The sequence below is a fragment of the Promicromonospora panici genome (genome assembly GCF_900608595.1).
GTDB classification, from domain to species: Bacteria; Actinomycetota; Actinomycetes; order Actinomycetales; family Cellulomonadaceae; genus Promicromonospora; species Promicromonospora panici.
Genome location: NZ_UWYY01000001.1, coordinates 120,668 through 145,746 on the forward strand (window position 1 = coordinate 120,668; position 25,079 = coordinate 145,746).

The window sequence follows — 25,079 nt, forward strand, 5'->3', positions numbered from 1 at the left end:
TATTCAGGGCGATCACCTGACATTCGGGTGATCTCGGGCTGGTGGTCGGCCGGTGTTCATATCCGGGTCGGTAGGCTGCGCTTGTGCCCAGCGACATCGATCGAAAGCTCATAGCCCTCGACATCGACGGCACTCTCGTCACCTACGACGAAGTGCTCTCCGATGCCGCCCGGGACGCCGTCGCCGCCGTCCGCGCTGCCGGGCACTATGTGGTGCTGGCATCGGGCCGGTCGCTCATCGCGATGACGCCGATCGCGGAGGAGCTCAAGATCGATCAGTCCTGGATCGTCGCGTCGAACGGCGCCGTCACCGCGCGTCTCGACCCGGCGGCCGAGATGGGCTACACCCTGGAGCGCGTCGAGACGTTCGACCCGGAGCCAGTGCTCCGCATGCTCAAGGAGGAGCTGCCGCACGCGCGATACGCGGTCGAGGACGTCGGCGTCGGCTTCCGGATGACCGAGCTGTTCCCCGAGGGCGAGCTGAACGGGGAACACCGCGTGGTCGACTTCGAGGAGCTGTGGGCGGGCCACGTCACGCGCGTGGTCGTGCGCAGCCCCGGGGAGACCAGTGCGGAGTTCCACGAGATCGCGGCTCGTCTCGGGTTCGACGACGTGACCTACGCCGTCGGCTGGTCCGCATGGATGGACATCGCGCCTCAGGGCGTGACCAAGGCGTCCGCCCTGGAGGAGGTGCGCAAGGAGCTCGGCGTGGCGGCCGAGCTCACCGTCGCCGTCGGCGACGGCAGCAATGACATCGACATGCTGCGGTGGGCCGGGCGCGGCGTGGCCATGGGCCACGCCTCCGAGACCGTGCGGGCCGCGGCTGACGAGGTCACCGGTTCGATCGACGACGACGGCGTGGTGGAAGTGCTCCGCTCGCTGCTCTGACGGCAGCGCTCGACGGAAAGCAGAAACGCCAGCGGTTGAAGACGCGGGTGAAAGTTATTCGTGCAAAGGTATGGATCCACTGCTGGATGCCTGTACATTTGGGCGCGATCCGTCGAAGGGTGACGGCGCTCACGGTGCCATGGGGGTACGTGATGATCCTGGACGACCAGCCGGTGTCCATGCGGGTGCGCAACGATGCGCCTCACCTGGTCGCCCTCGACATCGACGGGACCTTGTTGGTCACCGGGCAGCGCGTGCCCGAGCCGACGGTGCTGGCCGTGCAGCTCGTGCGCGGACGCAAGCACCACGTGGTCCTCGCGTCGGGCCGGTCGTTGACGGGAATCCTGCCCGTGGCGAAGGAGCTGGGCATCACCGACGGCTGGGTGGTCGCGTCCAACGGCGCGGTGACGGCGCGGCTGTGCGTGACCTGCGCCAATGGCTACATGCTCGAGGATGTGCTGACGTTCGACGTCGGGCCCGTGGCCCAGATGGCGCTCAGCCGGTTCCCCGACGTGCAGATCGGCGTCGAGGAGATCGGCATCGGCTACCGCGTGAACCGGCTGTTCGAGCCGCACGAGGTCAACGGCGAACAACGGGTGGTCGACACCGACGGGCTGGGCGCGCTGCCCGCGTCGCGCGCGATCCTTCGCGGCCCGGACGTGCTGGACCTCCTGGAGCCGCTGCGCCGGCACGGCGTCACGGCCACGCAGGCCGGGTCCGACTGGATCGACGTGACACCGCGGCACCTGAGCAAGGCGACGTCGCTGGAGAACATCCGCTCCGCGCTCGGCGTCCCGCGGCACAACACGTTCGCCGTCGGCGACGGGCTGAACGACATCGAGATGCTGAGCTGGGCCGCCCGCGCCGTCGCGATGGGGCACGCCCCGGACGAGGTGAAGGCGATCGCGAACGAGACCGTCGGCGACATCAGCCAGCACGGCGTGATCCAGGCCCTGAAGACCCTCATCTGACGTCGCGATCGCCGAGGTAGAACTCTGGCGAGGTAGAACCAGGGCGAGGTAGGACTGCAGCAGCGGTCAGCCCGCTGCGGTTCTACCTCGCCAGAGTTCTACCTCGGCGGGGTGGGTCAGTCGCGGGCGGTCAGGATGAGCGGGCCGTCTTCCGTGATCGCGATCGTGTGCTCCGAGTGGGCACCGCGGGAGCCGTCCGCGGAACGCAGGGTCCAGCCGTCCGGGTCAGTGAAGATCTCGTCGGTCGTCTCCAGGAACCACGGCTCGACGGCGATGACGAGGCCCGGCTTGAGCGGGAAGCCCCGCCCGGCGCGACCGTTGTTCGGTACGTGCGGGTCGCCGTGCATCGTGCGGCCCACACCGTGCCCGCCGAAGTCGGTGTTGATCGAGTACCCGGCCGCATGCGCGACCTCGGCGATCGCCGCGGAGATGTCGCCGATCTTCTTGCCCGGCTGCGCGGCGGCGATGCCGGCGTCGAGCGCTACCTCGGTCGTGCGGATCAGCTTCGCGTCCGCCTCGGCGCGGCCGGGCGCGGGATTGCCCACCACGAACGACATCGCCGAGTCGGAGACCCAGCCGTTCACGGAGGCGGCGAAGTCGATGGACAGCAGGTCTCCGTCCCGGAGCGCGTAGTCGTACGGCAGGCCATGCAGGACGCCGTCGTTCACCGAGGTGCAGAGGGTCTTGCCGAAGGGCATGGCGCCGAAGGACGGGTGGTAGTCGATGTAGCACGACTCCGCGCCGCGGTCGCGGATCATCTTGTGGGCGACCTCGTCCAGCTCAAGGAGGTTCACGCCCACCCCGGCGGCCTCCCGGACGGCGAGCAGCACGTCCGCGACGAAGCGTCCCGCCGGGCGCATCTCCTCGATCTCGCGCGGCGTCCTCAGCTCGATCATTTCCGTCCTTCCGTAGGGGCACCAGTGATCTGGCGGCACAAGCCTACGTCCCGCCGCCGACACGTCAGCCTGGGTGCTTGCGCGGAGCCGACCGGGGGTTTCACCTGGCTTGGGCGGTGCGGTCGATTGCAACGGTTTCGTAATGCAAGGCGGTGCTGTATGGGCTTGCATTGGATCGTGAACCACGGTTGCGTTGAGGAAGGGCAACCTGGCAGTCTGCCGGGCCGTACCCGCACGTCAGAGGGTTCTCAGCCCACACGAAGCAGTGGAGGAGCACGAGATGACTATCCGGATGGCTTCCAAGCGCCGAGCGGCCGCCCTTGTGGCGACGGGCGCGAGCCTGGCCCTGATCCTGTCGGCCTGTGCCGACACCGATGACGGCGGTGGCGGAGGCGGAGAAGAGACAGCAGGTCCCTACCAGATCGACTGCGCCCCCTATGAGGAGTTCGGCGACCTCGACGGCACGACGGTCACCGTCTACACCACGATCGTCGACCCTGAGGGCGAGACCCAGCAGGCGTCGTACGAACCGTTCGAGGAGTGCACCGGCGTCGAGGTCGAGTACGAGGCGTCGCGCGAGATGGAGGCGCAGCTTCCCGTGCGTGTCCAGGCCGGCAACCCGCCGGACATCGCGATCCTGCCGCAGCCGGGCCTGCTCCAGACGCTCGTGCGCCAGTACGACGCCGTCCTGCCCGCTCCCGAGCAGGTCGAGGCCAACGTCGACGAGGGCTGGGCGCCCGAATGGAAGGAGTACGGCACGGTCGACGGCACGTTCTACGCGGCGCCGCTGGGCTCCAACGTGAAGTCGTACGTCTGGTACTCGCCGTCCATGTTCGAGGAGGCGGGTTACGAGATCCCGGAGACCTGGGACGACATGATGGCGCTCACCCAGGAGATCGCCGACAGCGGCGCGATCCCGTGGTGCGCCGGTGTCGAGTCCGGTGACGCCACCGGGTGGCCGGGCACCGACTTCATCGAGGACGTCGTGCTCCGCTCGGCGGGGCCCGAGGTCTACGACCAGTGGTACACCCACGAGATCCCGTTCAACGACCCGCAGATCGTCGAGGCGTGGGACCAGGCAGGCGAGATCCTCAAGAACCCGGACTACGTGAACGGTGGCCTGGGCGGGGTCGACTCGATCGCGACGGCGCCCTGGACCGACGCGGGCTACCCGATCCTCGAGGGCTCGTGCTGGATGCACCGGGCCGCGAACTTCTACCAGACGCAGTGGCCTGAGGGCACCGAGGTGGCGCCCGACGGCGACGTCTACGCGTTCTACCTGCCGGCCGAGACCACCGACGAGCGTCCGACCCTGGTGGCCGGCGAGTTCATCGGTGCGTTCACCGACCGCCCGGAGGTGCAGGCGTTCCAGACCTACCTGTCCAGCGCCGACTGGGCCAACGCCAAGGCGGCGGCCACCCCGGCCGGTGGCTGGGTGAGCGCCAACAACGGCCTGGACCAGGAGCTGCTCGCCACGGACTTCGACCGGCTCTCGGCCGAGATCCTCGCCGACCCGGCCACGGTGGCACGGTTCGACGCCTCCGACCTGATGCCGTCCGAGGTCGGTGCCGGCACCTTCTGGGCCGGAATCACCGAGTGGTTCGCCTCTGACCTCAGCAGCCAGGAGGTCACGGACGACATCGAAGCCTCCTGGCCCGAGGACTGACCCATAGTTCTCGGCCCTGAGTGACGCGCGGAGGCGCGGGACCTCGTGTCCCGCGCCTCCGTCGGCCTAGGCTCGGGACATGGCCCGGGCGATGACGGCCGGACCGACAACCAGGATCTGGAGGATCCGTGGACTGGTTTCTGAATGCCGGTGACGACCCGGTACACAAGTTCTTGTTGATGATCATCGCGATCGCGCTCTTCGTCGTGGTGATGGCCCTGATCCTCTTCGTGGTGGACCGGAGACGGAATCCCTCGAAGTGGTTCGTCGCGGGCGGATTCGTCGGCCCGGCGCTGCTGCTCCTGGCGGCCGGCCTGCTCTACCCGGCAGTCGGCACCTTCGTGAACTCGTTCCAAAACCGCAACGGTTCGGCCTTCGTCGGTCTCGACAACTACATCAGGGCGTTCAGCGAACCCGCGTTCCTCCTCGTCCTGGGGAACACGGCGCTCTGGGTGCTGGTCGCGCCGGCCCTGGCCACGTTCATCGGCCTGGTCTACGCGGTGGTGGTGGACCACAGCCGGTTCGAGAAGTTCGCCAAGGCACTGGTGTTCCTGCCGATGGCCATCTCGATGGTGGGCGCGGGCATCATCTGGAAGTTCGTCTACGAGTACAAGCCCGACCAGCCGGGCATCGAACAGACCGGCCTCCTGAACCAGCTCATCGTCTGGCTCGGCGGCACGCCCGTGCAGTTCCTGCTGGAGCGGCCGGCCAACACGTTCCTGCTGATGGTCGTGCTCATCTGGATCCAGACGGGCTTCGCGATGACCCTGCTCTCGGCATCGATCCGGGCCATCCCCACCGACATCGTCGAGGCGGCCCGCCTGGACGGCCTGTCCGGCTTCGGCATGTTCTGGCGCATCACGATCCCGAGCATCCGCCCGGCGCTCGTCGTTGTGCTGACCACGATCGCGATGACCACGCTCAAGGCCTTCGACATCGTCCGCACGATGACCGCCGGCCGGTACGGCACCTCGGTCGTCGCGAACGAGTTCTACGAGCAGAGCTTCCGGCAGAACAGCGCCGGCATGGGCGCCGCTCTCGCCGTGCTGCTGTTCATCATCGTCATCCCGGTGATCATCTACAACGTGCGCCAGATGCGCCTGGCCGAGGAGGTCCGATGAGTACCGCACAGCCGGCCGTGACGCCCAAGGTGACCGCTCCGCCGTCGACGGTCGGCGATCGAGCGCGCAAGGCGAAGAAGGCGCTCACCTCGCCATGGGCGAGCACGCTCGCCATCGTGATCGCGATCCTCTGGACGGTGCCGACGTTCGGCCTGCTGGTCACGTCGTTCCGCCCAGAGCTCGATATCCGGCGCAGCGGCTGGTGGACGGTCTTCGGTGACGCGTTCGCGGGCGAGGGCGTGTTCTCGATGCGCAACTACGAGACGGCGCTGTTCGGCAGCTCGACCAACCTGATCGACTACTTCGTGAACTCGTTCGTGATCACGCTGCCCGCGGTGTTCATCCCGATCACCATCGCGCTGCTCGCGGCGTACGCGTTCGCGTGGATCGACTTCAAGGGCCGCGACTTTCTGTTCGTCATGGTCTTCGCGCTGCAGATCGTACCGATCCAGATCACGCTCATCCCGCTGCTGTCCGCCTACGTCGACACGGGGATCAACGGCACGTTCTGGCCCATCTGGCTGTCGCACTCGATGTTCGCGCTGCCGCTGGCCATCTTCCTGCTGCACAACTTCATGAAGGACGTCCCGTCCTCGCTGGTCGAGGCAGCTCGCGTCGACGGTGCGGGCCACGTGCAGATCTTCTTCAAGGTGATGATGCCGCTGCTCACTCCGGCGATCGCCGCGTTCGGGATCTTCCAGTTCCTGTGGGTGTGGAACGACCTGCTCGTCGGTCTGGTGATGGGTTCCACGAGCACGTCGCCGCTGACGGTGCGCATCGCCGAGATGGCGGGCTCGCGTGGCGGCGACTGGCACGTGCTGTCCGCCGGTGCGTTCATCTCGATCATCGTCCCGCTGATCGTGTTCCTCGCACTGCAGCGTTTCTTCGTCCGAGGCATGCTGGCGGGCTCGGTCAAGGGCTGACCCCAAGCTGGCGAGGTAGAACCAGGGCGAGGTAGAACTCTGGCGAGGTAGAACCGCAGCGAACCCGCTGGTTCTCACCTCGCCAGAGTTCTACCTCGCCCTGGTTCTACCTCGGCAGGGTGGCTTCGCGGGCCAGCAGGCTTTCCTTGATCGGTAGGCCGTAGCGGAAACCGCCCAGGGTGCCGTCCAGGCGCAGGATGCGGTGGCACGGCACGAACAGCGCCGCAGCGTTCATGGCGCACGCCCCGGCGGCCGCACGCACCGCCGCCGGGCGGCCGGCCCGCACCGCGTACTCGCTGTACGTCAGGCGTTCGCCGGCATTCACCTCGCGCAGCACGTCCCACGCGTGGGTCCGGAACGGCCCGCTCGCCTGCCGCACGGGCACACGGCCGGGCGCCCCGTGGTCGCCGTCGTAGTAGGAGCGGACGGCGTCCGCGGCCTCGCCGAGGACGCCGTCCGGCGTCGACGGCCGGTCGAGCTGCTCAGCGCTCACAGTGCCGCGCACCGTCGGGTGGACGAGCGCGTGCAGCGCGTCGAGGTCCGTGGTCCAGCCGGAGGCGAGGACCGCCTCCTGGGCCGGGCCGCCTGCGGCTCCGGAGGCCTCGGCGCCGACGAGGATGCTGAAGGGTCCGTCGGGGGTGGTGAGAGTCGTTGCGTACATGGGTGGTGCTTCCTTCCGTGGGTCGGGTTGTCAGACGCATGGGTCACCCGCAGTGACCTGTGTTTCTGACACGTCAGGCGGAGCGCCAGAGGTGCATCGCGGCATACGAGCGCCAGGGCGCCCACACTGCACCGCGCCGGGCGAGCTCCTTGAACTGGTGGGGCCGGGGATCCTCCGCGGAGACCAGGCCGAGGTTGCGGGCGCCGGCGAGCAGGGCGACGTCGCCGTCCATGAGGACGTCGGGGTCGCCGAGCACCCGCAGCGCCACGTAGCCGGCCGTCCACGGGCCGATCCCTGGCCGGGAGACCAGGCGTCGGCGCAGGTCGTCGGGGTCGTCGCCGACACTCAGGGTGAGGGTCCCGGCGGCGAGGTCGCGGCCGGCGCCGATCACCGTCGCCAGGGTCCGGGCAGGCAGGCGCAGGTGCGCCTCGGAGCCGTCGGCCACCTGTGCGGCCGTGGGGAACAGGCGGGTCAGGCCGCCGAACGCCGAGGCATACGGGGTGCCTACGCCCTTCGCGAGCCGGGACAGGTGGGTACGAGCCGCGGCGACGCTGATCTGCTGGCCGACGATCGCGCGGACCAGGAGCTCCGCAGGGTCGAGCGTGCCCGGCACCCGGATCCCGGGCACCGTGCCGACCGACGGCGCGAGCGCCGGGTCGGCGGCGAGCGCGGAGTCGACGGCGACCGGGTCGGCGTCTAGGTCCAGGAGCCGCCGCACCCGCGCGACGGCGACCGGGGCGTCAGTCAGGTCGGTCAGCTCGAGATCCAGCTCGACCCGGCCGCTGCCCGGACGCGGCACGCGTACCTCGAACGCCCCGGGGCCGTGCGGCAGGGCGACGGTGCGTGCGTACCGGAGAGCGTCCAGGTCGGCCGACTCCACGCCCTCGACCGAGCGGACGGCGAGGAACTCCAGCACACCACGCGCGTCGAACGGCTCCCGCACGGGCAGGGCGAGCGAGATCCGGACGGGCTCCACGAGCGCGGGCGCCAGTTCGGTCGGTTGGGCGGTCCGAGTTCGGTCCGTTGCACCGACTTCGGCCGGATGCTTCGAGTTCGGTCCATCAGCCGACCGATCTCGAAGCAACGGACCGAACTCGCGCCCGGAGCCCGCAGCCTCGCGCCCGGAGCCCGCAGCCTCGCGCCCGGAGCCCCCAGACTCGCGCCCGGAGCCCGCAGCCTCGCGCGCGGTCCGCCGCCGACGGGCCCGCAGCTCCGACGGCGTCGCGCCGAACACCTCGGCCACGGTGTCGTTGAACTGCCGGATCGAGCCGAACCCGGCCGCGAAGGCGACGTCGGCCAGGCGCAGCGACGTGCCGACCAGGAGGGCCCGGGCCGTCTGGGCGCGCTGCGCCCGGGCCAGCGCCAGCGGCCCCGCACCCAGCTCGCTGACGAGCAGGCGGTGCAGCTGCCGCTCGGAGTAGCCCAGGCGCGTGGCCAGCCCGGATACCCCCTCCCGGTCGACGACGCCGTCGGCCACCAGGCGCATCGCGCGCCCCGTGAGGTCCCGGCGAAGGTCCCACGCGGGGGTGCCGGGCGCTGCCTCGGGCAGGCAGCGCTTGCAGGCGCGGAACCCGGCCTCGTGCGCGGCAGCGGAGGTCAGGTAGAAGGACACGTTCTCGGCCTTCGGCGTGCGTGCGGGGCACGACGGCCGGCAGTAGATGCCGGTGGTGCGCACCGCCGTGTAGAACTGCCCGTCGAAGCGGGAGTCGCGCGCGGCGATGGCGCGATAACGCTCGGTGAACGCGGGATCGCGGAGCTCGACGTCGGTCATAGCCACCATCCTGCGCCCCGTCCGGACGCGGCGGCTAGCGGGATTCGGACACGGCAGTGAGCGCCGTCAGACGGGCTCCGGACGCACCCGGCCGACGCCGCCCGCGCTCACCGCAGGTCGCGGAGGTACGCCGCCGCACCCCCGTAGCCTGCGGTGCGTCGTTCGTCCAGGGTGGCGATGATGAGCAGCACCCCGCCGGCCGCCGCGAGCGTGAGCATCCACGGCACCGCGGAGATCTCGGTCCCGAGCTGGGTCAGGAACACGACGAGCACCTCGACCGGCAGCACCCAGACGCCGAGCAAAAACGGCGACGCGAGCCCCCGGCGGGAGCCCACGAGCACGCCCGCCAGCGCCACGCCGACCACGAGCACCGCCCGCCACGTCTGCGGGTCGGTGAAGGTGGCGAGCACCGAGGGCCCGAGCAAGGCCAGGATGCCCGGGCCGAGCAGCGCCCACGAGCCGGTCCAGCCGACCGGCCAGCCGACCAGGGTGCGCTGCGGGACGCGGGCGGAGTCGGGCCCGCCGACCTTCGTCTGCGCCTCCCACTCGCCGAGCGCGAAGCAGCCCGCGACGACCAGACCGACGCCGAGCGGCACGGAGAAGACCTCGACCCGCAGCTCACGCGGGGTCCAGGCAGCGATCGCCGCCGCCAGCGCGCCCAGCCAGACGGCCCAGGACGGGATACCGGTGGTCAGCCCTCGCAGGAGCCGGCGCGCGACCAGCACGAGCAGGACCAGCAGCGCGACCTCCAGCACCCAGAGCGTGACTATCGCGCCCCAGTGCGGCTCCACGTTCGCCACGGCCCCCGCGACGAGGAACAGCAGCGCGGGCGCGTGGCCGCCCAGGTCGATCGCACGCCGCAGGCGGCCCGACGGCGCCCCCGCCCGCGCGCCGGTCATCGTGCCGAGCGGGCCGGCCGTCACTCCGAAAGCGCCGGTCATCGCGCCGAAGGAGAGCACCCCGGCCGCGCTCGCCCAGCCGAGCCCGATCGCGAAGCGCGCTCCGGGCAAGCCGACGGCGTGGCTCGCGACCTGCAGGGACTCCACGGCGAGACCTGCGCTCGCCAGCAGCGCGGCGCCGGCGAGCAGCGCGCGGGCACGCGCCGTCCAGTCCGCGGAGACGACAGGCCACCGCCGCAGCCCCACGATCGTGAGCGTCACGACGAGCCCGACCGCCAGGAGGATCCAGGCACGCGGGTTCCCGGGCTCCGGGACGAGGGCCATCGTCAGGACGCTCGGCACCAGCGCGAGCACGGTGCCGGCGGCAGCGAGCCGCCAGCCGTGCACCACCCGCCGGGCCAGCAGTGTCCCGACGAGGACCGCGGCCAGCGCCGGCGGCAGGGTGTACGCCTCGACGAGCCGAACGCCGCCGTCCGCCAGCGCGGTCCAGACCGCCGCCGTCGCGAGCGCGCCGGTGAGCCACCAGACACGGGTCCGGTCGGGTTCGCGCGCCACGACGCCGGCCCCGACGGCGAGGAGCAGCAGCACGGCCACCGCGATGTCGGGCCCGGCAGAGGGGCGACCGTAGGCCAGCCCGACGGTGATCGCGCCGGTGACCACGGCGCTCAGCTCGAGCACGACGCGCACCTGGCGTCCGACGACGGCGCCGTCGGGCACCCGGTCCGCGAGGAATCCCGCGACGCGCGGCGCCCCGCCCGCGACGACGGCGACGGCCGCCGCGATGATCGGGAGCAGCACCGGCGACCCGCTGACCGGCAGCAGCATCGCGCCGGCGCTCACCGTCACGACGGAGACGGTGGGCAGCAACAGGCCCGCGGCCAGCACGCGCACGGCCGGTCCCAGGCCGGCCCGCCGGGTGAGCAGCAGCACCAGCTCCAGCAGCAGCATCGCGGAGGCGGACCCGGCGGACCACCAGGTGCGCTCGGCGATCACGGTCAGCACGCCGAGCGCGAACGGCACGGCGGTCACGCCGAGCACGGCGAACCACTCGCCGCGGGCTGCCCGGGAACCGACGGTCACCGCGGCCGCCGTCAGGGACGCGGCCGCCGACACAGTGCACACCGCCGCCACCCAGTCCAGCCCGAGCCAGCCCAGCCAGACCCCGCCCACCACCAGGGCGTACGCGTACGCGCCGCCCACGAGGGCGGGGTGAGCCGGGCGCGGGAGGGCCGCCCGGCCGGCCAGCACCAGCGGCACGACGACGACGGACGCGGCCAGCACCGTCGGGCGGGTCTGCCAGGAGCCGAGTGCCAGCAGGCCGAGCGCGACACAGGCCCCGGTCAGGGCGGCGGCCCGCCAGGACGGGACCTCGTCCGGCCGCATCGGCGCCCCGCCGACCCGGGCGAGGACGCCGGAAGCCCGGCGCACGGCGTCGAACCCGGACCGCACCCCGGCGACCACCGGCCGCAGCCCACGCCAGGACCGCGCCGGATCCGCGGCGGCGGCGAGCAGCACGGCCGCGAGACCCGCCAGCAGCGCGAGCGACGTCGCGGCCGAGAGCCCCGGGTGCAGGGCCGCCGCGAGGACGAGGACGACGGTCACCCAGGGCGCGAGGACGCGCGCGGTGCGCACCACCGGCGCGGTCCGGGTGGCTGTGGTGCCCGCGGCGACGCCCAGCCGCGATCCGGCCAGGACCAGCAGCGTCAGCACGACCAGCCCGAACAGGCCGGGGTCGCGGGCCTCGGTCATCATGAAGCGGGCGCCGAGCGGGCCGGCGCCCAGCTCGGGCGCGGGGCTGAGCTCCAGCGCCACCAACAGCACCTCGAACACGCGCGGAATGGTCGCCCAGACGGCTGGAACGGACACGAGCACCCCGACGAGCCACGCCGCGAGCAGCAGGTCGGCGCGCGTCCGGGCGGCGGGCACCAGCCGGCGCGCCCGCATCGCGACCAGGGCGGTCAGCGCGACCGCGAGCCCCAGCCAGGCCGTGCCGGCCGCCGCGGGCAGGACCCACAGGAAGTCCACCCCGTCCCACGTCGCGAGGAACAGGGCGGCGACCGCGCCGAGGGAACCGGCGGTGAAGGTCCACCAGCGGCGATGCGTCCCGCGGCGGAGCACTGCGGCGACCACGGCGGTCGTCGCCAGCAGGACGGCGGTCTCGCCGTCGCCCGGCAGGCCGGCCAGCGCCGCTACCGGCGGGACCAGGAGGGCCGCGCCGACCGCGACGACCACCGACAGGGCCTGCGCCACCTCGAGCAGCCGGAGCTCCACCCGCAGTGCGGAGCCCACGCGCGGCCCGGTGATCCGTGCGACCGCCGGGCCGCCCAGCGTGGCCAGCGCGACGAGCAGGGCTCCGGTGCTGATCGCCCACGGCCGGGCCACGGCGTCGTCCGGCAGGGCGAGCGCCGCCGGGAACGCGGCGAACGGCGCCATGACCAGGCCCGTCGTGACCCACGTGCGGACGCGCAGCGAATGTCCGACAGCGACCGCGCCGACCGAGACGAGCGCCCACCAGGCGGCGAACGGCAGCGGGGCGAACCCGGCCAGGACCGTCGCGACCAGTGCCGCCGGGACTGCGACGGTCCGGGCGACGCCCAGCACCCGCGCCTCCCACCGAGGAGCCAGACCGAGGCGTTCGCTCACCCGCCGCAGCACGCCGATCCCGGCGTGCGCCACGAGGGCGGCGGCGACCAGGGCGAGGATCCACACCCAGCCGCGCGGGACGACGTCGGACAGGCCCGCCGCGAGGAGCAGCGGGACCAGCGGCGCCGAGACCGTGCCGGCGGCCGCCCAGGAGCGCACCCTCAGCCGCGCGCCCAGGACGACCAGGGACGGGGCGAGCAGCGCCAGTAGGACGGCGCGAGCGAGGAAGTCGTTGACGCCGCCGAGCAGCCCTGCCTGCAGGCCGAGCTCCGCGCACACCCAGGACAGCGCGACGGCCAGGGCAGCCACCGCCTCCGCCGACGACCGCAGGCCGGCGCGCCGCATCAGCGCCGCCGCGACGATCGAGGCGACGGTGACCAGCAGCGTCGCGATCGTGCGGAGGACGAGCTGGTCGGCGAGCGTGAAGAAGACGAAGACCACCGCCGAGACGGCGAGCAGCGCGGCGCCCACGCCGGCGAGGATCGGCTGGAGGGCCACCGTACTGCGCGGCTCGACCGGGATCTCAGCGGTGGTCTTGGCCGTCGCGTCGCGGGTTGAGCCTGTCGAAACCTGGGTCCCGACCGGCTCGATCGGCTCGACCAGAGAAGTGCCCGAGCCCGCACCGCTCGCAGAGCCCGCACCGCTGCCCGAGCCAGTCGAGCCCCCTGCCGCGCCGCCCGCAGCTTGCCCGCCGTCCGCGATCCGCGCGAACCGGCCCGCCGCGGGCTGCTCGGCGCGGATCTCGTCGAGGATCCGCTGCCGGTCCCGGATCGCCCGCTCGGCGACGAGCGAGGCCTCGTGCAGTTCGATCCCGCGCTGGCCGCGGAGGTCGAGCCTGCAGTGACCACACACGCCGTCCCGCAGGATCGTGCCGCATCCGGGGCAGGTTCGGGTATCGGGCAGCCGCCTCAGTGCGTGACCGACCCACGTCTCTTCCATGGCGGAAGCCTGGCCGAGCCGTGCGGTTCGCAGGCTGTACGGCACGCGTGGAACTGGTTACGGTTTCATGCCGAATGTGTGTTTCGCCCGTCAGGTCGCGGCGTCGAGCCAGTCCAGCACGGTCGTCAGGTACTTCTCCCGGGCCGGCTTCGGGGACAGCGCCAGGTCGTGGGCGCCGCCCTCGATGATCGAGATGGTCACCGTCTTGCCCAGCTTCGGCGCCCGCGCGTGCATGTGCGCGACGTCGAGGATCGCGTCCGTGCTGAGCATCACGGCCGCCTCACCGCCGTCGGGCCCGGTGCGATCGCTCGTGCACACGAGCACCGGACACTGCACGGCCAGCCCTCGCCCGATCCGGCGGTGGCCCCGCCGGATCGCGGCCAGCCAGCCCGCCCGGACAGGGAACCCGGGGGTCGGCTTCCAGGCCAGGTCGTAGTCCCACTCGCCGCCCGTGGTCTGGTGCAGCGCCCGGCCGTAGTCCCCGCCGAGCGTGGCCACGACGGTGCGCGGGGCGATCCAGCCGAGCACGTACACCGCCTGGGTGACCAGCGTCCGGTCGGACCAGCTGCCCCGCAGGTCGAACCACGGGCTGTTCAGCACCAGGGCGGTCACCCGGCCCGGGTGCGAGTGCGCGTACATCGAGGTGATCAGCCCGCCCGTCGAGTGCCCGAGGAGCACCAGCCCGGTGTGGCCGTCTGCGGCGATGGCGTCCGCCGCCGCGTCCAGGTCCTGCTCGTAGAGCCGCAGGCTGTTCACCAGGTTCGCGTCGTGGCCGGACGCGGTCCACGTGTCGATGGAGCGCCCGTGGCCGCGCAGGTCTATCGCGTAGAACGGGTACCCGCGCCCGGCGACCGCCTCCGCGACATGCCGCTGGAAGAAGTAGTCGGTGAACCCGTGCACGTACAGCACGGGCGCTCGCCCGACGCCGGGTCCCTCCTCGGGCAGGTAGCGCACCAGCGTTGCCTCGGCGCCGCCCGGCAGCCGCAGCGTGCGGGCCTCGAAGCCCGCGCCCAGCACGTCCTCGGTCCAGCCGTCCCCGTCGATCTCCATGTCGCTCCCGTGCGTCATGCGTGCGCCTGGTCGGCCTGCCGCGCGCGCTGCCGTCGGCTGACGATATAGGCAATCAGCCCGCCGATGACGAGTACCAGGAACGTGGCCAGGGTGATCGGTGCGCCCCAGTCGGAGATGATGCCCTCCGCGGGGTTTCCTTCCGCGGTGGGCGTCGCCTCGGCGGTCGGCATGGGGCCGACGGCGGGCGGCGTGGCCGGCCCGCGCGCCGACAGGGTCGTGGCCTGCTCGGCGTCCGGGCGCCAGGTGACGGTGCTGCCGTCGATCCGGCCGTTGGCCTCCGTGACCGGGCCGGGGAAGGTCAGCGCGATCGTGGCCTCGACGGAGCCGAGCGCGCCCTCGGGAGCGTTCTCGATGCCCTGCATCCGCTGGGACAGGTCGAGCACGCCGGAGACCACGTACTCGTCGCCCTCGCGGGTGACCTCGAGCTCACCGTCACTGATCGCGGCCAGGGTCGCCAGGGGCTCGTCGTCGAACGTGTAGCGGGAGCCGGTGTAGCCGTCCTCGGCGTACGGCTCCTCGGTCACGGTTTTCGGGATGTCGCCGACCACCTCGCCCTTGTAGTCGGCCCAGACGTCGGCGGGGTCGCTGCCGAACATGCCGACCGCGTCATCGGCCAGCGCGATGACGAGCGTGCCGTCCGCCGTGTCGTGGTCGGTGAGCGTGGTCTGCAGGTCGAGGCGCACGCACCCGGCGAGTGCCAGGACGAGCGTCGCGCCCGCGAGGGCCCGGACGAGGTTCACCCGGTCATGATGCCCGACATCCGTCCGGGTCAGAACCCCGGCGGGAAGCTCGGCGGCCGGTTCGGGTCCTGCGGCGTGACATGTTCCTGCGGATGCGCAGGGACGGCGCCGTACTGCTGCGGCACGGGCTGGGGCGCCACCGGCGGCGGCACCTGCTGCTGCGGGTACGGCGGTGCGCCGTCGGCCGGTCGGCGGTCGCGGTCGCGGACGCGCAGCATGGCCTGCCACACGATCACGCCGATGAGCAGGAAGATCACCAGGCCGCTCAGCCCGAGCACGAGGACTATCCACTCCGGCACGACGGGCATCGCCACCACCTCGGTGGCCCCGGTCGCCGCCGCCGCGTCCTTCTTCTCGGTCGGGCCGATCGCCGAGCCGCGCGCGGAGATCTCGACGGTCTCGCCCACGGGCGGCTCCCAGCGCACGGTGTTGCCGTCAACGGTGCCGTTCGAGGTCTTGACCTTGCCCGGGAACGTGATGTCGACGGTGACGCTGAGGTTGTCCAGCGACGCGCCGCCCCGGCCGCCGAGGCCCTGCTCGGTGAGGTCGAGCACGCCGGAGACCAGGTAGTCGTCGCCCTTGCGGACCACCTCGATCGGCCAGCCCACACGGGCGCCCACCTTGCCGATGCCCACCTCCGGGTAGACGTAGCGCGTGCCGGTGTAGCCGCCCTGCGTGAAGTCCTCGGTCCGGAGCGCGTCCTGCGCGGGGTCCTCCTGGCCCTGGGTCAGTGTGTCGATGACGTCGGCGGGCGACTGCCCCGTCTGGTCCAGGTACCTGTCCTCGACGGCGAGCACCATGCCCGACGCCGCCGCGTTGTCGGGCTTCAGGTCCACCTCGACGCCCAGGCGCACGCACCCGGACAGAGCCAGGGTCAGTACGGCGAGGACGGCTGCGCCTTCGACGCGGCGGGAACGGATCACTGAGACAGCATGCAGGCCGAGCCTCGGTATCGAAAAGCCTGATAGTGGGGAGTTGTCCCCATGGCCGGGGTGCCGGGTAGCGGGTATGGCCAGGCGGTCAGACGACGGCGGCGGGCGCGGCCGCGGCCGCGTCCCGGGCCAGCGCCCGTTCCCGGCGCAGCGCCGGCAGGAAGCAGACGGCGCCCAGCGTGCTGAACGCCCCGCCGATCACCATGGCCATCGGGGTGGACAGGACGCCTGCCGTCCAGCCGAGCACCGGGGCGGCCAGGGAGAACGCCGCGAACGAGAGCATCGACGCCATCGACAGCACCGTCGAGCGGTTCCGGGACTCGGCCTCGCGGTGCAGCAGCGCCTGGTAGGCGGGCCCGTTCGCGCCGTGCAGCCCGTAGGTCACGAGATAGGCGGCGACCAGGCCGACCGGGCCGAGCGCCAGGCCCATCCAGACCGCCCCGAGCCCGTTGAGGACCCGCGCCAGGATCGCCGTGCGGGCCACGCCGATGCGGGGTGTGGCGAGCCCGCTGAGCGCGGCCCCGCCGGCGAACACCGCCCACCCGGCCGCGGCGGCGGGACCCGCGACGGCCGCACCGGCGGCGGTGCCGCCCAGCAGCTCGGACAGGCGGATGGGCTGGAACGTCTCGTACACCACCATCCCGGTGCTCCAGAACACCTCGACCAGCAGCAGCCAGCGCAGCACCCGGTTGTCCCGCGCCAGCCGCAGGCCGTCGCGGATCACCCCGGGCGTCCGGCGGGCGGACTCCAGCGCCCGGCTTCCCACGTGCCTTCGCCCGCTGCTCGACGGCGGGACGGTCGGCGGCGCACCGGGCCCGGCCGCGCCGGCGCCGTCGGCCACGGGTGCCTGAACCCGCGGCACCTCGCGAACCAGGACCGTCACCGCGACGAGGTGAACGGCCGAGAGCCCGGCGTACACCGCGTAGGGGAGCGCGAGGGCGGACCACGCGTCGAACGGGTGCCACCAGACGAGCCCGCCCGAGACCAGGGCCCCGGCGGCGATGGACACGCCGAGCACCGTGCTGTGCGCGGCCAGCGGCCGGTCGACGTCGGCCCCCGGCTCGGTCGCGTGCACCGTGTCGACGAACCAGGCCTCCAGCGGGCCCGAGTCGAGCGCCCTGAACATGCCCGTGACCGCCGCGGCCAGGGCGAACGCCCAGAACGACTGCGCGGTGAGGAACAGCACGGCAGCCGCCACCTGCAGCACGCCCGCCGCGACGAGCAAAGGCTTGCGGCCCAGCGCGTCGGCCAGACCGCTGGTGGGCAGCTCCAGGACGAACACGGTGAAGCCCGTGAGGGCCAGCGCCGTCAGCGCCTGGGTCACGGACAGGCCGCGCTCGAGCGGGAGAAGCGTGGTCACCGTGACGATCAGACCGACGGGGAACCAGCGGGTCAGGGTCAGCAGCAGGAAGACCTGCCGGGCGCGCGCGGGTGTCAGCGGGGTCATGGCCGGTCAGCTCCCTCTTCGGTGGTGCCGGCGTCGTCCGCCGCGTCGTCGGTGCCTGGGATGTCGTCCGGCTCCAGCGGGAAGGCCGCGTGCCAGAAGGTCACGCGTCGCCCGTCCGGAGCTGGATCGGCGTCGCGGTAGCGCGCCATGACCTCGTCCAGCTCTCGGCGCAACGCCTTGAGCTGGTCCGGGTTCACCGTGACCCAGGCGTCGCCCATGCCGGTGGCGTCCTGCCAATCTCCGGGCCACGCCTCGGCGACGTCGAGCCAGTGGCCGAACTCGGTGCTGAACAGGCGCAGGTAGTCGCGCTCCAGCCAGCCGAGCGCGGTGGCGGCGTCCTCGTCGTGGGACAGCTCCGTGCGTTCCCAGCTGTGCGAGCTCGTGGCTGCCCGCCACAGGCGCTGCTTGCCCGCGCCCTCGCCGGTGTCGGCGACCAGGCCGACGGACTCGAGCTTGCGCAGGTGGTAGCTGGTGGCGCCGGAGTTCGTGCTCAGCGCCGTCGCGAGCGTGGTCGCCGTCGCAGGGCCGCCGCGCCGCAGCGTGCTGAGCAGGCGTGACCGCAGCGGGTGGGCGAGGACCTTGACGGCCTCGGGAGTAAGGCGGAAGTCGTCGTGCGGAGTGCTCATGCGTGCACAATAACCATGCACAAACTCTATGCACAAGACCCGTGCACAAAATTTATGCACAGCTCTCCCGCGAGCACCAAGCCTCAGAGCAGCATGACGACGGCGGTGGCCGTGCCCGCCAGGACCACCAGGACCCGGAAGACCGTCGGCGGCATCCTGCGGCCGATGCGGGCGCCGACGTATCCGCCCACCACGGACCCGGCCGCCAGCAGTCCGATCGCCAGCCAGTCGACGTCGGCGACGAACACGAAGATGAGGGTCGCCACGACGTTCGCGGCGAGCAGCGACACGGTCCGCAGCGCGTTCACGACGTGCACCGGCAGGTCGGTCCCGAGCCCGAGCACGGCGGCCATCATGACCCCGGCCCCCGCCCCGAAGTAGCCGCCGTACGCGCCGGTCAGCACCGAGAAGACGACGGTCGCCGGCGAGATGTGGTGGCGCAGCCGGGTCGGCTCGTCGCGGGTGCGGCGCAGCCACCTGCTGATCCACGGCTGCGCGCCCACCAGCAGGCAGGAGATCAGGATCAGCCAGGGCACGACCGCCTCGAACACGCCCGGCGGGAGCGCGAGCAGCAGGACCGCCCCGCCCACCGAGCCGACCGCGCACGTCACGAGGACGGCCAGGGTGGCGGCGGGATGCGCGCGCAGCTCCTGGCGGTAGCCGAACGAGCCGCTCACCCCCGCGGCCACCAGGCCCGCGGTGTTCGACGCGTTCGCCACGACGGGCGGCAGCCCGACGGCGAGGAGCACCGGGAAGCTCAGCAGCGACGCGACGCCGACCGTCGAGGAGAGGACTCCCGCGCCGAGCCCGGCGCCGAGGACCGCGAGCTGTTCCCAGCCGGTCATCGATCCTGAGCCTGATCGCGGCCCTGGTCCCGCAGAAGCGCCACGTCGCTCACCATCTCGACGTGCGCGTGCATGGCGGCGGCGGCGGCCTCCGGGTCCTGCGCCCGGATGGCGTCGGTGATGGCGCGGTGGCCGTTGAGCGAGTTGCGCGGCCGGCCGGGCTGCGAGAGCGACTCGATCCGGCTCTCCCGGATCAGGCTCGCGATCTCCCGCATCGTCTGGGCCAGGAGATCGGAGTGCGCGGCGGCGGTCACCGCCGCGTGGAACTGCTCGTCGGCGTCCACGCCTCGGTCCCCGTGCTCGATGGACTCCTCCATCGCGTCGAGGGCGGCGTCGATGGCGACGAGATCGTCCTTGGTGCGCCGCTGCGCGGCCAGCGCCGCGATCTTGGTCTCGAGCGCGTCCCGGATGTCGATGATCTCGGGCAAGCGGTCGGAGTGGGCGCGGATGGCCTCGACGATGCGGCTCTCGCTGTGCTTGCCGGTCAGCACGGTGCCGTCCCCGTGCCGCACCACCACGGCGCCGACCACCTCGAGCGCGACGAGGGCCTGACTGAGGGTCGCGCGACTGACGCCGAGACGGGACGCGAGCTCGCGCTCGGGCGGCAGCCGATCCCCGGCCTCGAGCCCGTTCTGCTGGATCCAGGCCGTGATCTGCTCGGCGACCTGCTCGTAGAGGCGCGTGCGGGTCATTCGGGACGGCAGTTCGGCGGAAGCCTTGGGGGTCACCCGCCGAGAATACTTGACAGATGGCGCACTGGCCTATTGGCTAGGCCACTGATCCATCGCGCCTCGTCGGTCAAAGGTGTCCGCCGCGATGGGAAGAGGAGTTGTCATGGGTCCTGAGTGGATCGCGATCATCGCGCTCGTCGCGTTGTTCGTCGCCGGGACGGTGCTGCCGATCAACATGGGCGCGCTCGCCTACGTCGCGGCCTGGTTCGTCGGCGTCTTCGCGCTGCACATGGATGAGAAGGAGATCCTGGGCGGCATCAGCGCCGATCTCGTCCTCACCCTCATCGGTGTCACCTACCTGTTCTCCATCGCCAAGAACAACGGCACCGTCGACCTCATAGTCGCCAAGGCCATCCAAGCGGTCGGGGGCCGGGTGGCGCTCATCCCCTGGGTCATGTTCGCGGTGACCGCGCTGCTCACCGCCATCGGCGCGGCCAGCCCGGCGGCCTGCGCGATCATCGGCCCTGTCGCGCTCGGGTTCGCCCGCCGCTACAAGATCAACCCGCTCATGATGGGCATGTTCGTGGTGCACGGCGCCCAGGGCGGCGGGTTCTCCCCGATCAGCATCTACGGCACCATCACCAACTCGGTCATGGCCGACGTCGGCTACGAGGGCACCGAGATGGGCGTCTTCATCGCCTCCCTCGCCGTCAACACCGCGATGGCCGTGATCCTGTTCTTCGCACTCGGCGGGCGCCAGCTCATGCAGGAGCGGGTCGACCCGGCCGACGCGGCCGGCCACGTCGTCGACGACCTGCACAAGGGCGGGCAGTCGGTGACCGTCAGCGGCCAGGGCGCCGGCGTCTCGACCATGACCCGGGCCGTAGGCGTGCGCCGCGACCACGTGCTGACTCTCGTCGCCTTCGCCGCGGTCGCCACCACCGCCCTCGCGTTCGACCAGAACATCGGCTTCGTGTCGATCACCGCGGCGGTCGTGCTCGCGATGCTGTCCCCGCAGCAGCACAAGGACGCCGTCAAGCAGATCGCGTGGCCCACCGTGCTGCTCGTCGCGGGCGTGAGCACCTACGCCACGATCCTCACCGAGGCCGGCTCGCCCGAGTACATCGGGAACTGGGCCGCAGGCCTGGGCATCGCCGCCATCGGCGCCCTGATCCTCTGCTACGTCGGCGGCATCGCCTCGGCGTTCGCGTCGTCGACGGCGCTGCTGCCGGTGATCATCCCGATCGCCGTGCCGCTCATCGCCGGCGGCGGCGTCAGCCCCTGGGCGATGGCGGCCGCCCTGGCTGTCTCGTCGACCATCGTCGACGTCAGCCCTTTCTCCACGAACGGAGCCCTGATGCTCGCCAACCGCCCGGACACGATCTCCGAGCAGGCCTACTACAAGCAGATCCTCAACTACGCCATCATCGTCACTCTCGCGGGGCCGCTGCTGGTGTGGGGCATCCTCGTCCTGCCGGGCTGGTGAGCACGATGACCGGACCCCTGGACGACGTCGTCGTCGTCGACCTCTCCCGGGCGCTCGCCGGGCCCCACGCCACGATGATGCTCGGCGACCTGGGCGCTCGCGTCGTCAAGGTGGAGGTGCCCGACCGCGGCGACGACACGCGCGGCTGGGGCCCGCCGTTCGTCGGGGAGGAGGGAGAGCGCGAGTCGACGTACTTTCTGTCGGCCAACCGCAACAAGGAGTCGATAGCGCTCGACCTCAAGGGTGATGCCGGCCGGGCGACGCTCCTCGCACTCGTCGACCGCGCCGACGTGCTCGTGGAGAACTTCCGGCCCGGCGTGCTGGACCGGCTCGGGCTCGGCGTCGACACGCTGCTCGAGCGCAACCCGCGCCTGGTGGTGCTCTCGATCACCGGGTTCGGGCACGACGGCCCGGAGGGCGGCCGCGCCGGGTACGACCAGATCGCCCAGGGTGAGGCCGGGCTGATGTCGCTGACCGGGTCCGGTCCCGACGACCCGCAGCGGGTCGGCGTGCCGATCGGCGACCTCCTCGCCGGGATCTACGGCGCGTACGGCGTGCTCGCGGCGCTGCACGAGCGGCACGCCACCGGCGTCGGGCAGGTGGTGCGGACGTCGCTGCTCGCCGCCGTCACCGGGGTGCACGCGTTCCAGGGCACCCGGTGGACCGTCGCCGGGGAGGTGGGGCACGCGCAGGGCAACCACCACCCTTCCATAGCGCCGTACGGCCTGTTCCGCTGCCGTGACGGCGCCGTCCAGATAGCAGTCGGCTCCGAGACGCTGTGGCAGCGGCTCTGCCTGGCCCTCGGGCTCGACGCCGACGCGGAGGGCATGCGGGACAACGCCGAGCGGGTGGCCCACCGCGACCAGGTCATCGAGACGATCGAGACGGCGTTCGCCGAGCTCGACGCCGACCCGCTGCTGACCCGGCTCGCCGACGCCGGGATCCCGGCGGGCCGGGTGCGTACGCTCGACGAGGTGTACGCATGGGAGCAGACGGCGAGCCAGGGCCTGCTGGTGGACGTGAAGCACACGAGCCTCGGTACGGTGACGCTGCCCGGCCCGCCGCTGCGGTTCTTCGACCCGTCCGGCGCCGAGGTCACGCGTCGGGACCACCAGGCGCCCCCGGTGCTGGACGAGCACGCCGCCCGGATCCGGGCCTGGCTCGACATGTCGAGGCCCGGCTCCGGGGCCGAGGCAGGTCGATGACCCGCCGCTGGACGGCCCGCGAGCTGCTCGACCTGGTCCTCGACCAGGGCAGCTTCGAGTCCTGGGACGAGCCGGTCGACACGTCCGGGCACCCGGCGGAGTACCGGGCGGTCCTGGCGAAGGCGGCCGAGAAGGCGGGCACCGACGAGTCGGTGCTCACCGGCCGCGGGTGTGTCCGGGGCCGGCCCGTGGTGGTCGTCGTCAACGAGTTCCGGTTCCTCGGCGGCTCCATCGGCCGGGCCGCGGCCCAGCGGATCACCGCCGCCGTCCGGCACGCGACGGCGGAACGCCTGCCGCTCCTGGCGACCACGGCGTCCGGCGGCACCCGGATGCAGGAGGGCACGCCCGCGTTCCTGCGGATGGTCGAGATCTCCCGCGCCGTCATGGACCACCGCGACGCCGGCCTGCCGTACCTCGTGTACCTGCGGCACCCCACCACCGGCGGCGTGTACGCGTCGTGGGGCTCGCTCGCGCACCTCACCGTCGCCGAACCGGGGGCGCTCATCGGGTTCCTCGGGCCGCGCGTGGTCGAGGCCCTGACGGGCAAGGCCCTGCCCGACGGCGTCCAGTCCGCCGAGAACCTCGCCGCCAAGGGCGTGCTCGACGGCGTCGTCGCGCCCGAGAACCTGCCCGCTCTGGTGGAGCGGGCGCTCGCGGTGCTCGTGGACCCGCCGTCGGCGCCGTCCCTGCCCCGCCGGGAGGGCGAGCCGTCCGGCACGACGTCCGCCTGGGACTCCGTGACCCGGACCCGGGCCGAGGGCCGGGTGGGCGTGCGTGACCTGCTGCGCTACGGGGCATCAGGGACCGTCCGGTTGTCCGGGACGGACGAGGGCGAGCGCGACGAGTCGATGCTGGTCGCGCTCACGCGGCTGGACGGGCGGCCGTGCCTGCTCGTCGGGCAGGACCGGACCCGGCAGACCGAGAGCACCCCGATGGGGCCCGCCGCGCTGCGCGTGGCGCGCCGCGCGATGGGGCTGGCCGAGGAACTGCGGCTGCCCCTGGTCGCGGTGATCGACACCCCGGGCGCCGAGCTCTCGCAGGACGCCGAGGAAGGTGCGATCGCCGGCGAGATCGCGCGCTGCATGGCGGCGCTCACCCGGATGACGGTGCCGACCCTGTCGGTCATCCTCGGTCAGGGCTGCGGCGGCGGGGCGCTCGCGCTGCTGCCGGCCCAGGCGGTGATCGCGGCGGAGCACGCCTGGCTGTCGCCGCTCCCGCCCGAGGGGGCGAGCGTCATCGTGCACGGGGACACCGCGCACGCGGCGCAGATGGCAGAGGCGCAGCACATCCGGGCCGTCGACCTGCTCGCCGAGGGCGCGGTGCAGCGCGTGGTCCCGGAGTACGACGGCGACAGCGCACGGGACGTAGCTGTGGCGGTAGCGGCGGAATGCGCTGCGATGCTGCGGGACCTGTGAGCTGCACCGAGCTGCTGTGACGGCCCGAGCTGCTGTGACGGCCCGAGCGGTGCCGAGCGGCGGCAGCTGATCAGCACAGCTCCCAGGTGACCACGGGCTTCGCCGCCGACTGCAGATCTAGCCGCGGACGCAGATATCGACCGCAGACCTGGTTGCGGTTAGAGGCCCGCAAACCGCAACCAAGTCTGCAGCCGTCGGCCGGGCGTGAGAAAAGTCTGCAGTAGGAGCTTGTCCGTGAGGCGGTCGTTCAAGTCTGCAACCGGTGATCCGGCCGGGCGCCGTCGAGCAATGCCCGGCCCAGAGGCGTCGTTTCGTAGAGGACGCGGCGGCCATGGCGTTGGCCGCTGATCAGGCCGTTGGCGCGCAGCACAGCCAGGTGCTGGGCTACGGCGCTCGGCGTCGTGCCGAGCTCCCGGGCGAGGTCCGTCGTCGTGGACGGTGAGAGCAGTGCGCGAAGCAGGCCCGCCTTGCTCCGGCCGAGGAGCCGTGCGGTGTCGCGCGGGACGGGTGACCGGTCGAGCGACCGGGCGAGGCGCCCTGTCCCCCGGCAGGGGTAGCGCAGGGTGGTCCGGGTGGTGGTGTTTCGCTTGACGACGACTCGGTCGGGGCCGAGCGCGACCGGGAGCAGTACCAGTCCTCCGCGCGCCGCGGGGGTCGTGCCACCGCGCTGATCAGCCCGGAAGGTCAGGCGCCCGGCCGACCAGACGACGTCGGGATGCAGATCCTCGAACAGCTTGGCGGCACCGCCGGAGGTGAGCTGCGCGGCCCGGTGCGCGATATCGCTCTCCAGCAGCGCGCGGATCCGCCGCCAGTGCGGGCGGACGAGGTAGTCGTGGGCGTCGTGGAGCTCCGCCGCGATGGCGGCGAGCTGCTCGGCCGGTGCCTCGGCCAGTTCTTGGGCCGCCGGGGGCGGCTCGTCTCCGAACACGCGGTGCAGGCTCTCGACCACCTCCTCGGGCGTCGTTCGCTGCATGGCCTCGAGGTCGTCGTTGATGCTGGTGCGAGTGGTGGCGGGGGCCGGAAGCAGGAACTGGGGCCACCCGGGCCGGCCGGTGACGAGCAGCGGCCACGCCGCCGCGAGCCGCAGCGGTCGGAGCGCCAGTCGTTCTCGGGCCCACTCGACCCACCAGCGGGTGCGCGGGTCCGAACCGGGTTCCGCGAGCTGCTGGAGCCCGGAGATCGTCTCGGCGAGCGGGGAGACGGCGAACCGGGTGCCCGCGAGGTCGTCCGCACTGATCTCGATGCTGAGGGACACAGCCCCGAT

Annotated in this window: 20 protein-coding genes; 8 read left to right on the plus strand and 12 right to left on the minus strand. The window is 72.4% G+C overall.

The genetic code is table 11. The features are described from left to right. Positions 1 to 83: 83 nt before the first annotated feature. Complete coding sequence (locus EW117_RS00540; protein WP_129782770.1) at positions 84 to 887, plus strand: HAD family hydrolase; 804 nt, start codon at positions 84 to 86, stop codon at positions 885 to 887. A 119-nt stretch (positions 888 to 1,006) separates the two neighbouring features. Then, on the plus strand, positions 1,007 to 1,858 hold the full coding sequence (locus EW117_RS00545) for an HAD family hydrolase (protein WP_129782771.1): 852 nt from the start codon (positions 1,007 to 1,009) through the stop codon (positions 1,856 to 1,858). A gap of 116 nt (positions 1,859 to 1,974) precedes the next feature. Here EW117_RS00545 and map read toward each other — a convergent pair whose 3' ends face one another. Then, on the minus strand, positions 1,975 to 2,754 hold the full coding sequence (map, locus tag EW117_RS00550) for a type I methionyl aminopeptidase (RefSeq protein ID WP_129782772.1): 780 nt from the start codon (positions 2,752 to 2,754) through the stop codon (positions 1,975 to 1,977). A gap of 280 nt (positions 2,755 to 3,034) precedes the next feature. On the opposite strand from map, the gene EW117_RS00555 reads away from it, so the two are divergent. The 3 genes from EW117_RS00555 (at position 3,035) to EW117_RS00565 (ending at position 6,464) form a co-directional block, all read left to right on the plus strand. Next, a complete protein-coding gene (locus tag EW117_RS00555) occupies positions 3,035 to 4,420 on the plus strand; it encodes an ABC transporter substrate-binding protein (protein WP_242503992.1) in 1,386 nt (461 codons plus the stop codon). Between the two features lie 128 nt (positions 4,421 to 4,548). Beyond that, complete coding sequence (locus tag EW117_RS00560) at positions 4,549 to 5,541, plus strand: carbohydrate ABC transporter permease (RefSeq protein WP_422889933.1); 993 nt, start codon at positions 4,549 to 4,551, stop codon at positions 5,539 to 5,541. Continuing rightward, positions 5,538 to 6,464: a carbohydrate ABC transporter permease gene (locus tag EW117_RS00565; protein ID WP_129782773.1), complete on the plus strand. Its 927-nt coding sequence runs from the start codon at positions 5,538 to 5,540 to the stop codon at positions 6,462 to 6,464. Before EW117_RS00560 ends, EW117_RS00565 begins: the two co-directional genes overlap by 4 nt. Positions 6,465 to 6,570: 106 nt before the next feature. Here the strand turns inward: EW117_RS00565 and EW117_RS00570 are convergent, their stop codons facing one another. From EW117_RS00570 to EW117_RS00615, 10 genes are all read right to left on the minus strand, one after another. Then, on the minus strand, positions 6,571 to 7,125 hold the full coding sequence (locus tag EW117_RS00570; RefSeq protein ID WP_129782774.1) for a methylated-DNA--[protein]-cysteine S-methyltransferase: 555 nt from the start codon (positions 7,123 to 7,125) through the stop codon (positions 6,571 to 6,573). A 73-nt stretch (positions 7,126 to 7,198) separates the two neighbouring features. Next, on the minus strand, positions 7,199 to 8,896 hold the full coding sequence (locus tag EW117_RS00575) for a DNA-3-methyladenine glycosylase 2 family protein (RefSeq protein WP_129782775.1): 1,698 nt from the start codon (positions 8,894 to 8,896) through the stop codon (positions 7,199 to 7,201). A gap of 107 nt (positions 8,897 to 9,003) precedes the next feature. Beyond that, positions 9,004 to 13,377, minus strand: a complete 4,374-nt coding sequence (locus EW117_RS00580; RefSeq protein WP_129782776.1) for an SCO7613 C-terminal domain-containing membrane protein — start codon at positions 13,375 to 13,377, stop codon at positions 9,004 to 9,006. A gap of 90 nt (positions 13,378 to 13,467) precedes the next feature. Beyond that, positions 13,468 to 14,445: an alpha/beta hydrolase gene (locus EW117_RS00585; RefSeq protein WP_242503993.1), complete on the minus strand. Its 978-nt coding sequence runs from the start codon at positions 14,443 to 14,445 to the stop codon at positions 13,468 to 13,470. Beyond that, on the minus strand, positions 14,442 to 15,188 hold the full coding sequence (locus tag EW117_RS00590) for an LppM family (lipo)protein (RefSeq protein WP_129782777.1): 747 nt from the start codon (positions 15,186 to 15,188) through the stop codon (positions 14,442 to 14,444). Before EW117_RS00590 ends, EW117_RS00585 begins: the two co-directional genes overlap by 4 nt. 29 nt (positions 15,189 to 15,217) lie before the next feature. Next, positions 15,218 to 16,111, minus strand: a complete 894-nt coding sequence (locus tag EW117_RS00595) for an LppM family (lipo)protein (protein WP_129782778.1) — start codon at positions 16,109 to 16,111, stop codon at positions 15,218 to 15,220. Positions 16,112 to 16,208: 97 nt separating this feature from the next. After that, entirely contained in the window at positions 16,209 to 17,567 is a 1,359-nt protein-coding gene (locus tag EW117_RS00600; RefSeq protein WP_129782779.1) for an MFS transporter, read from the minus strand. Further along, the gene (locus EW117_RS00605; protein WP_129782780.1) at positions 17,564 to 18,193 is read right to left on the minus strand and encodes a winged helix-turn-helix domain-containing protein; all 630 of its coding nucleotides are present in this window, start codon (positions 18,191 to 18,193) and stop codon (positions 17,564 to 17,566) included. The genes EW117_RS00600 and EW117_RS00605 overlap by 4 nt, the downstream gene beginning before the upstream one ends. Positions 18,194 to 18,276: 83 nt before the next feature. Beyond that, entirely contained in the window at positions 18,277 to 19,038 is a 762-nt protein-coding gene (locus tag EW117_RS00610) for a sulfite exporter TauE/SafE family protein (protein ID WP_129782781.1), read from the minus strand. After that, entirely contained in the window at positions 19,035 to 19,730 is a 696-nt protein-coding gene (locus EW117_RS00615; protein WP_129783067.1) for a FadR/GntR family transcriptional regulator, read from the minus strand. The genes EW117_RS00610 and EW117_RS00615 overlap by 4 nt, the downstream gene beginning before the upstream one ends. A gap of 142 nt (positions 19,731 to 19,872) precedes the next feature. Between EW117_RS00615 and EW117_RS00620 the strand changes: the two genes are divergently transcribed. Genes EW117_RS00620 through EW117_RS00630 form a run of 3 tightly spaced genes read left to right on the plus strand, consistent with a single transcriptional unit; the run spans position 19,873 to position 23,815 of the window. Continuing rightward, positions 19,873 to 21,195, plus strand: a complete 1,323-nt coding sequence (locus EW117_RS00620) for an SLC13 family permease (protein WP_129782782.1) — start codon at positions 19,873 to 19,875, stop codon at positions 21,193 to 21,195. 5 nt (positions 21,196 to 21,200) lie between these two features. Further along, a complete protein-coding gene (locus EW117_RS00625; protein ID WP_129782783.1) occupies positions 21,201 to 22,400 on the plus strand; it encodes a CaiB/BaiF CoA transferase family protein in 1,200 nt (399 codons plus the stop codon). Further along, on the plus strand, positions 22,397 to 23,815 hold the full coding sequence (locus EW117_RS00630; RefSeq protein ID WP_129782784.1) for a carboxyl transferase domain-containing protein: 1,419 nt from the start codon (positions 22,397 to 22,399) through the stop codon (positions 23,813 to 23,815). Before EW117_RS00625 ends, EW117_RS00630 begins: the two co-directional genes overlap by 4 nt. Before the next feature lie 247 nt (positions 23,816 to 24,062). Here EW117_RS00630 and EW117_RS00635 read toward each other — a convergent pair whose 3' ends face one another. Then, the gene (locus EW117_RS00635; RefSeq protein WP_129782785.1) at positions 24,063 to 25,070 is read right to left on the minus strand and encodes an ArsR/SmtB family transcription factor; all 1,008 of its coding nucleotides are present in this window, start codon (positions 25,068 to 25,070) and stop codon (positions 24,063 to 24,065) included. Between the last annotated feature and the right edge of the window lie 9 nt (positions 25,071 to 25,079).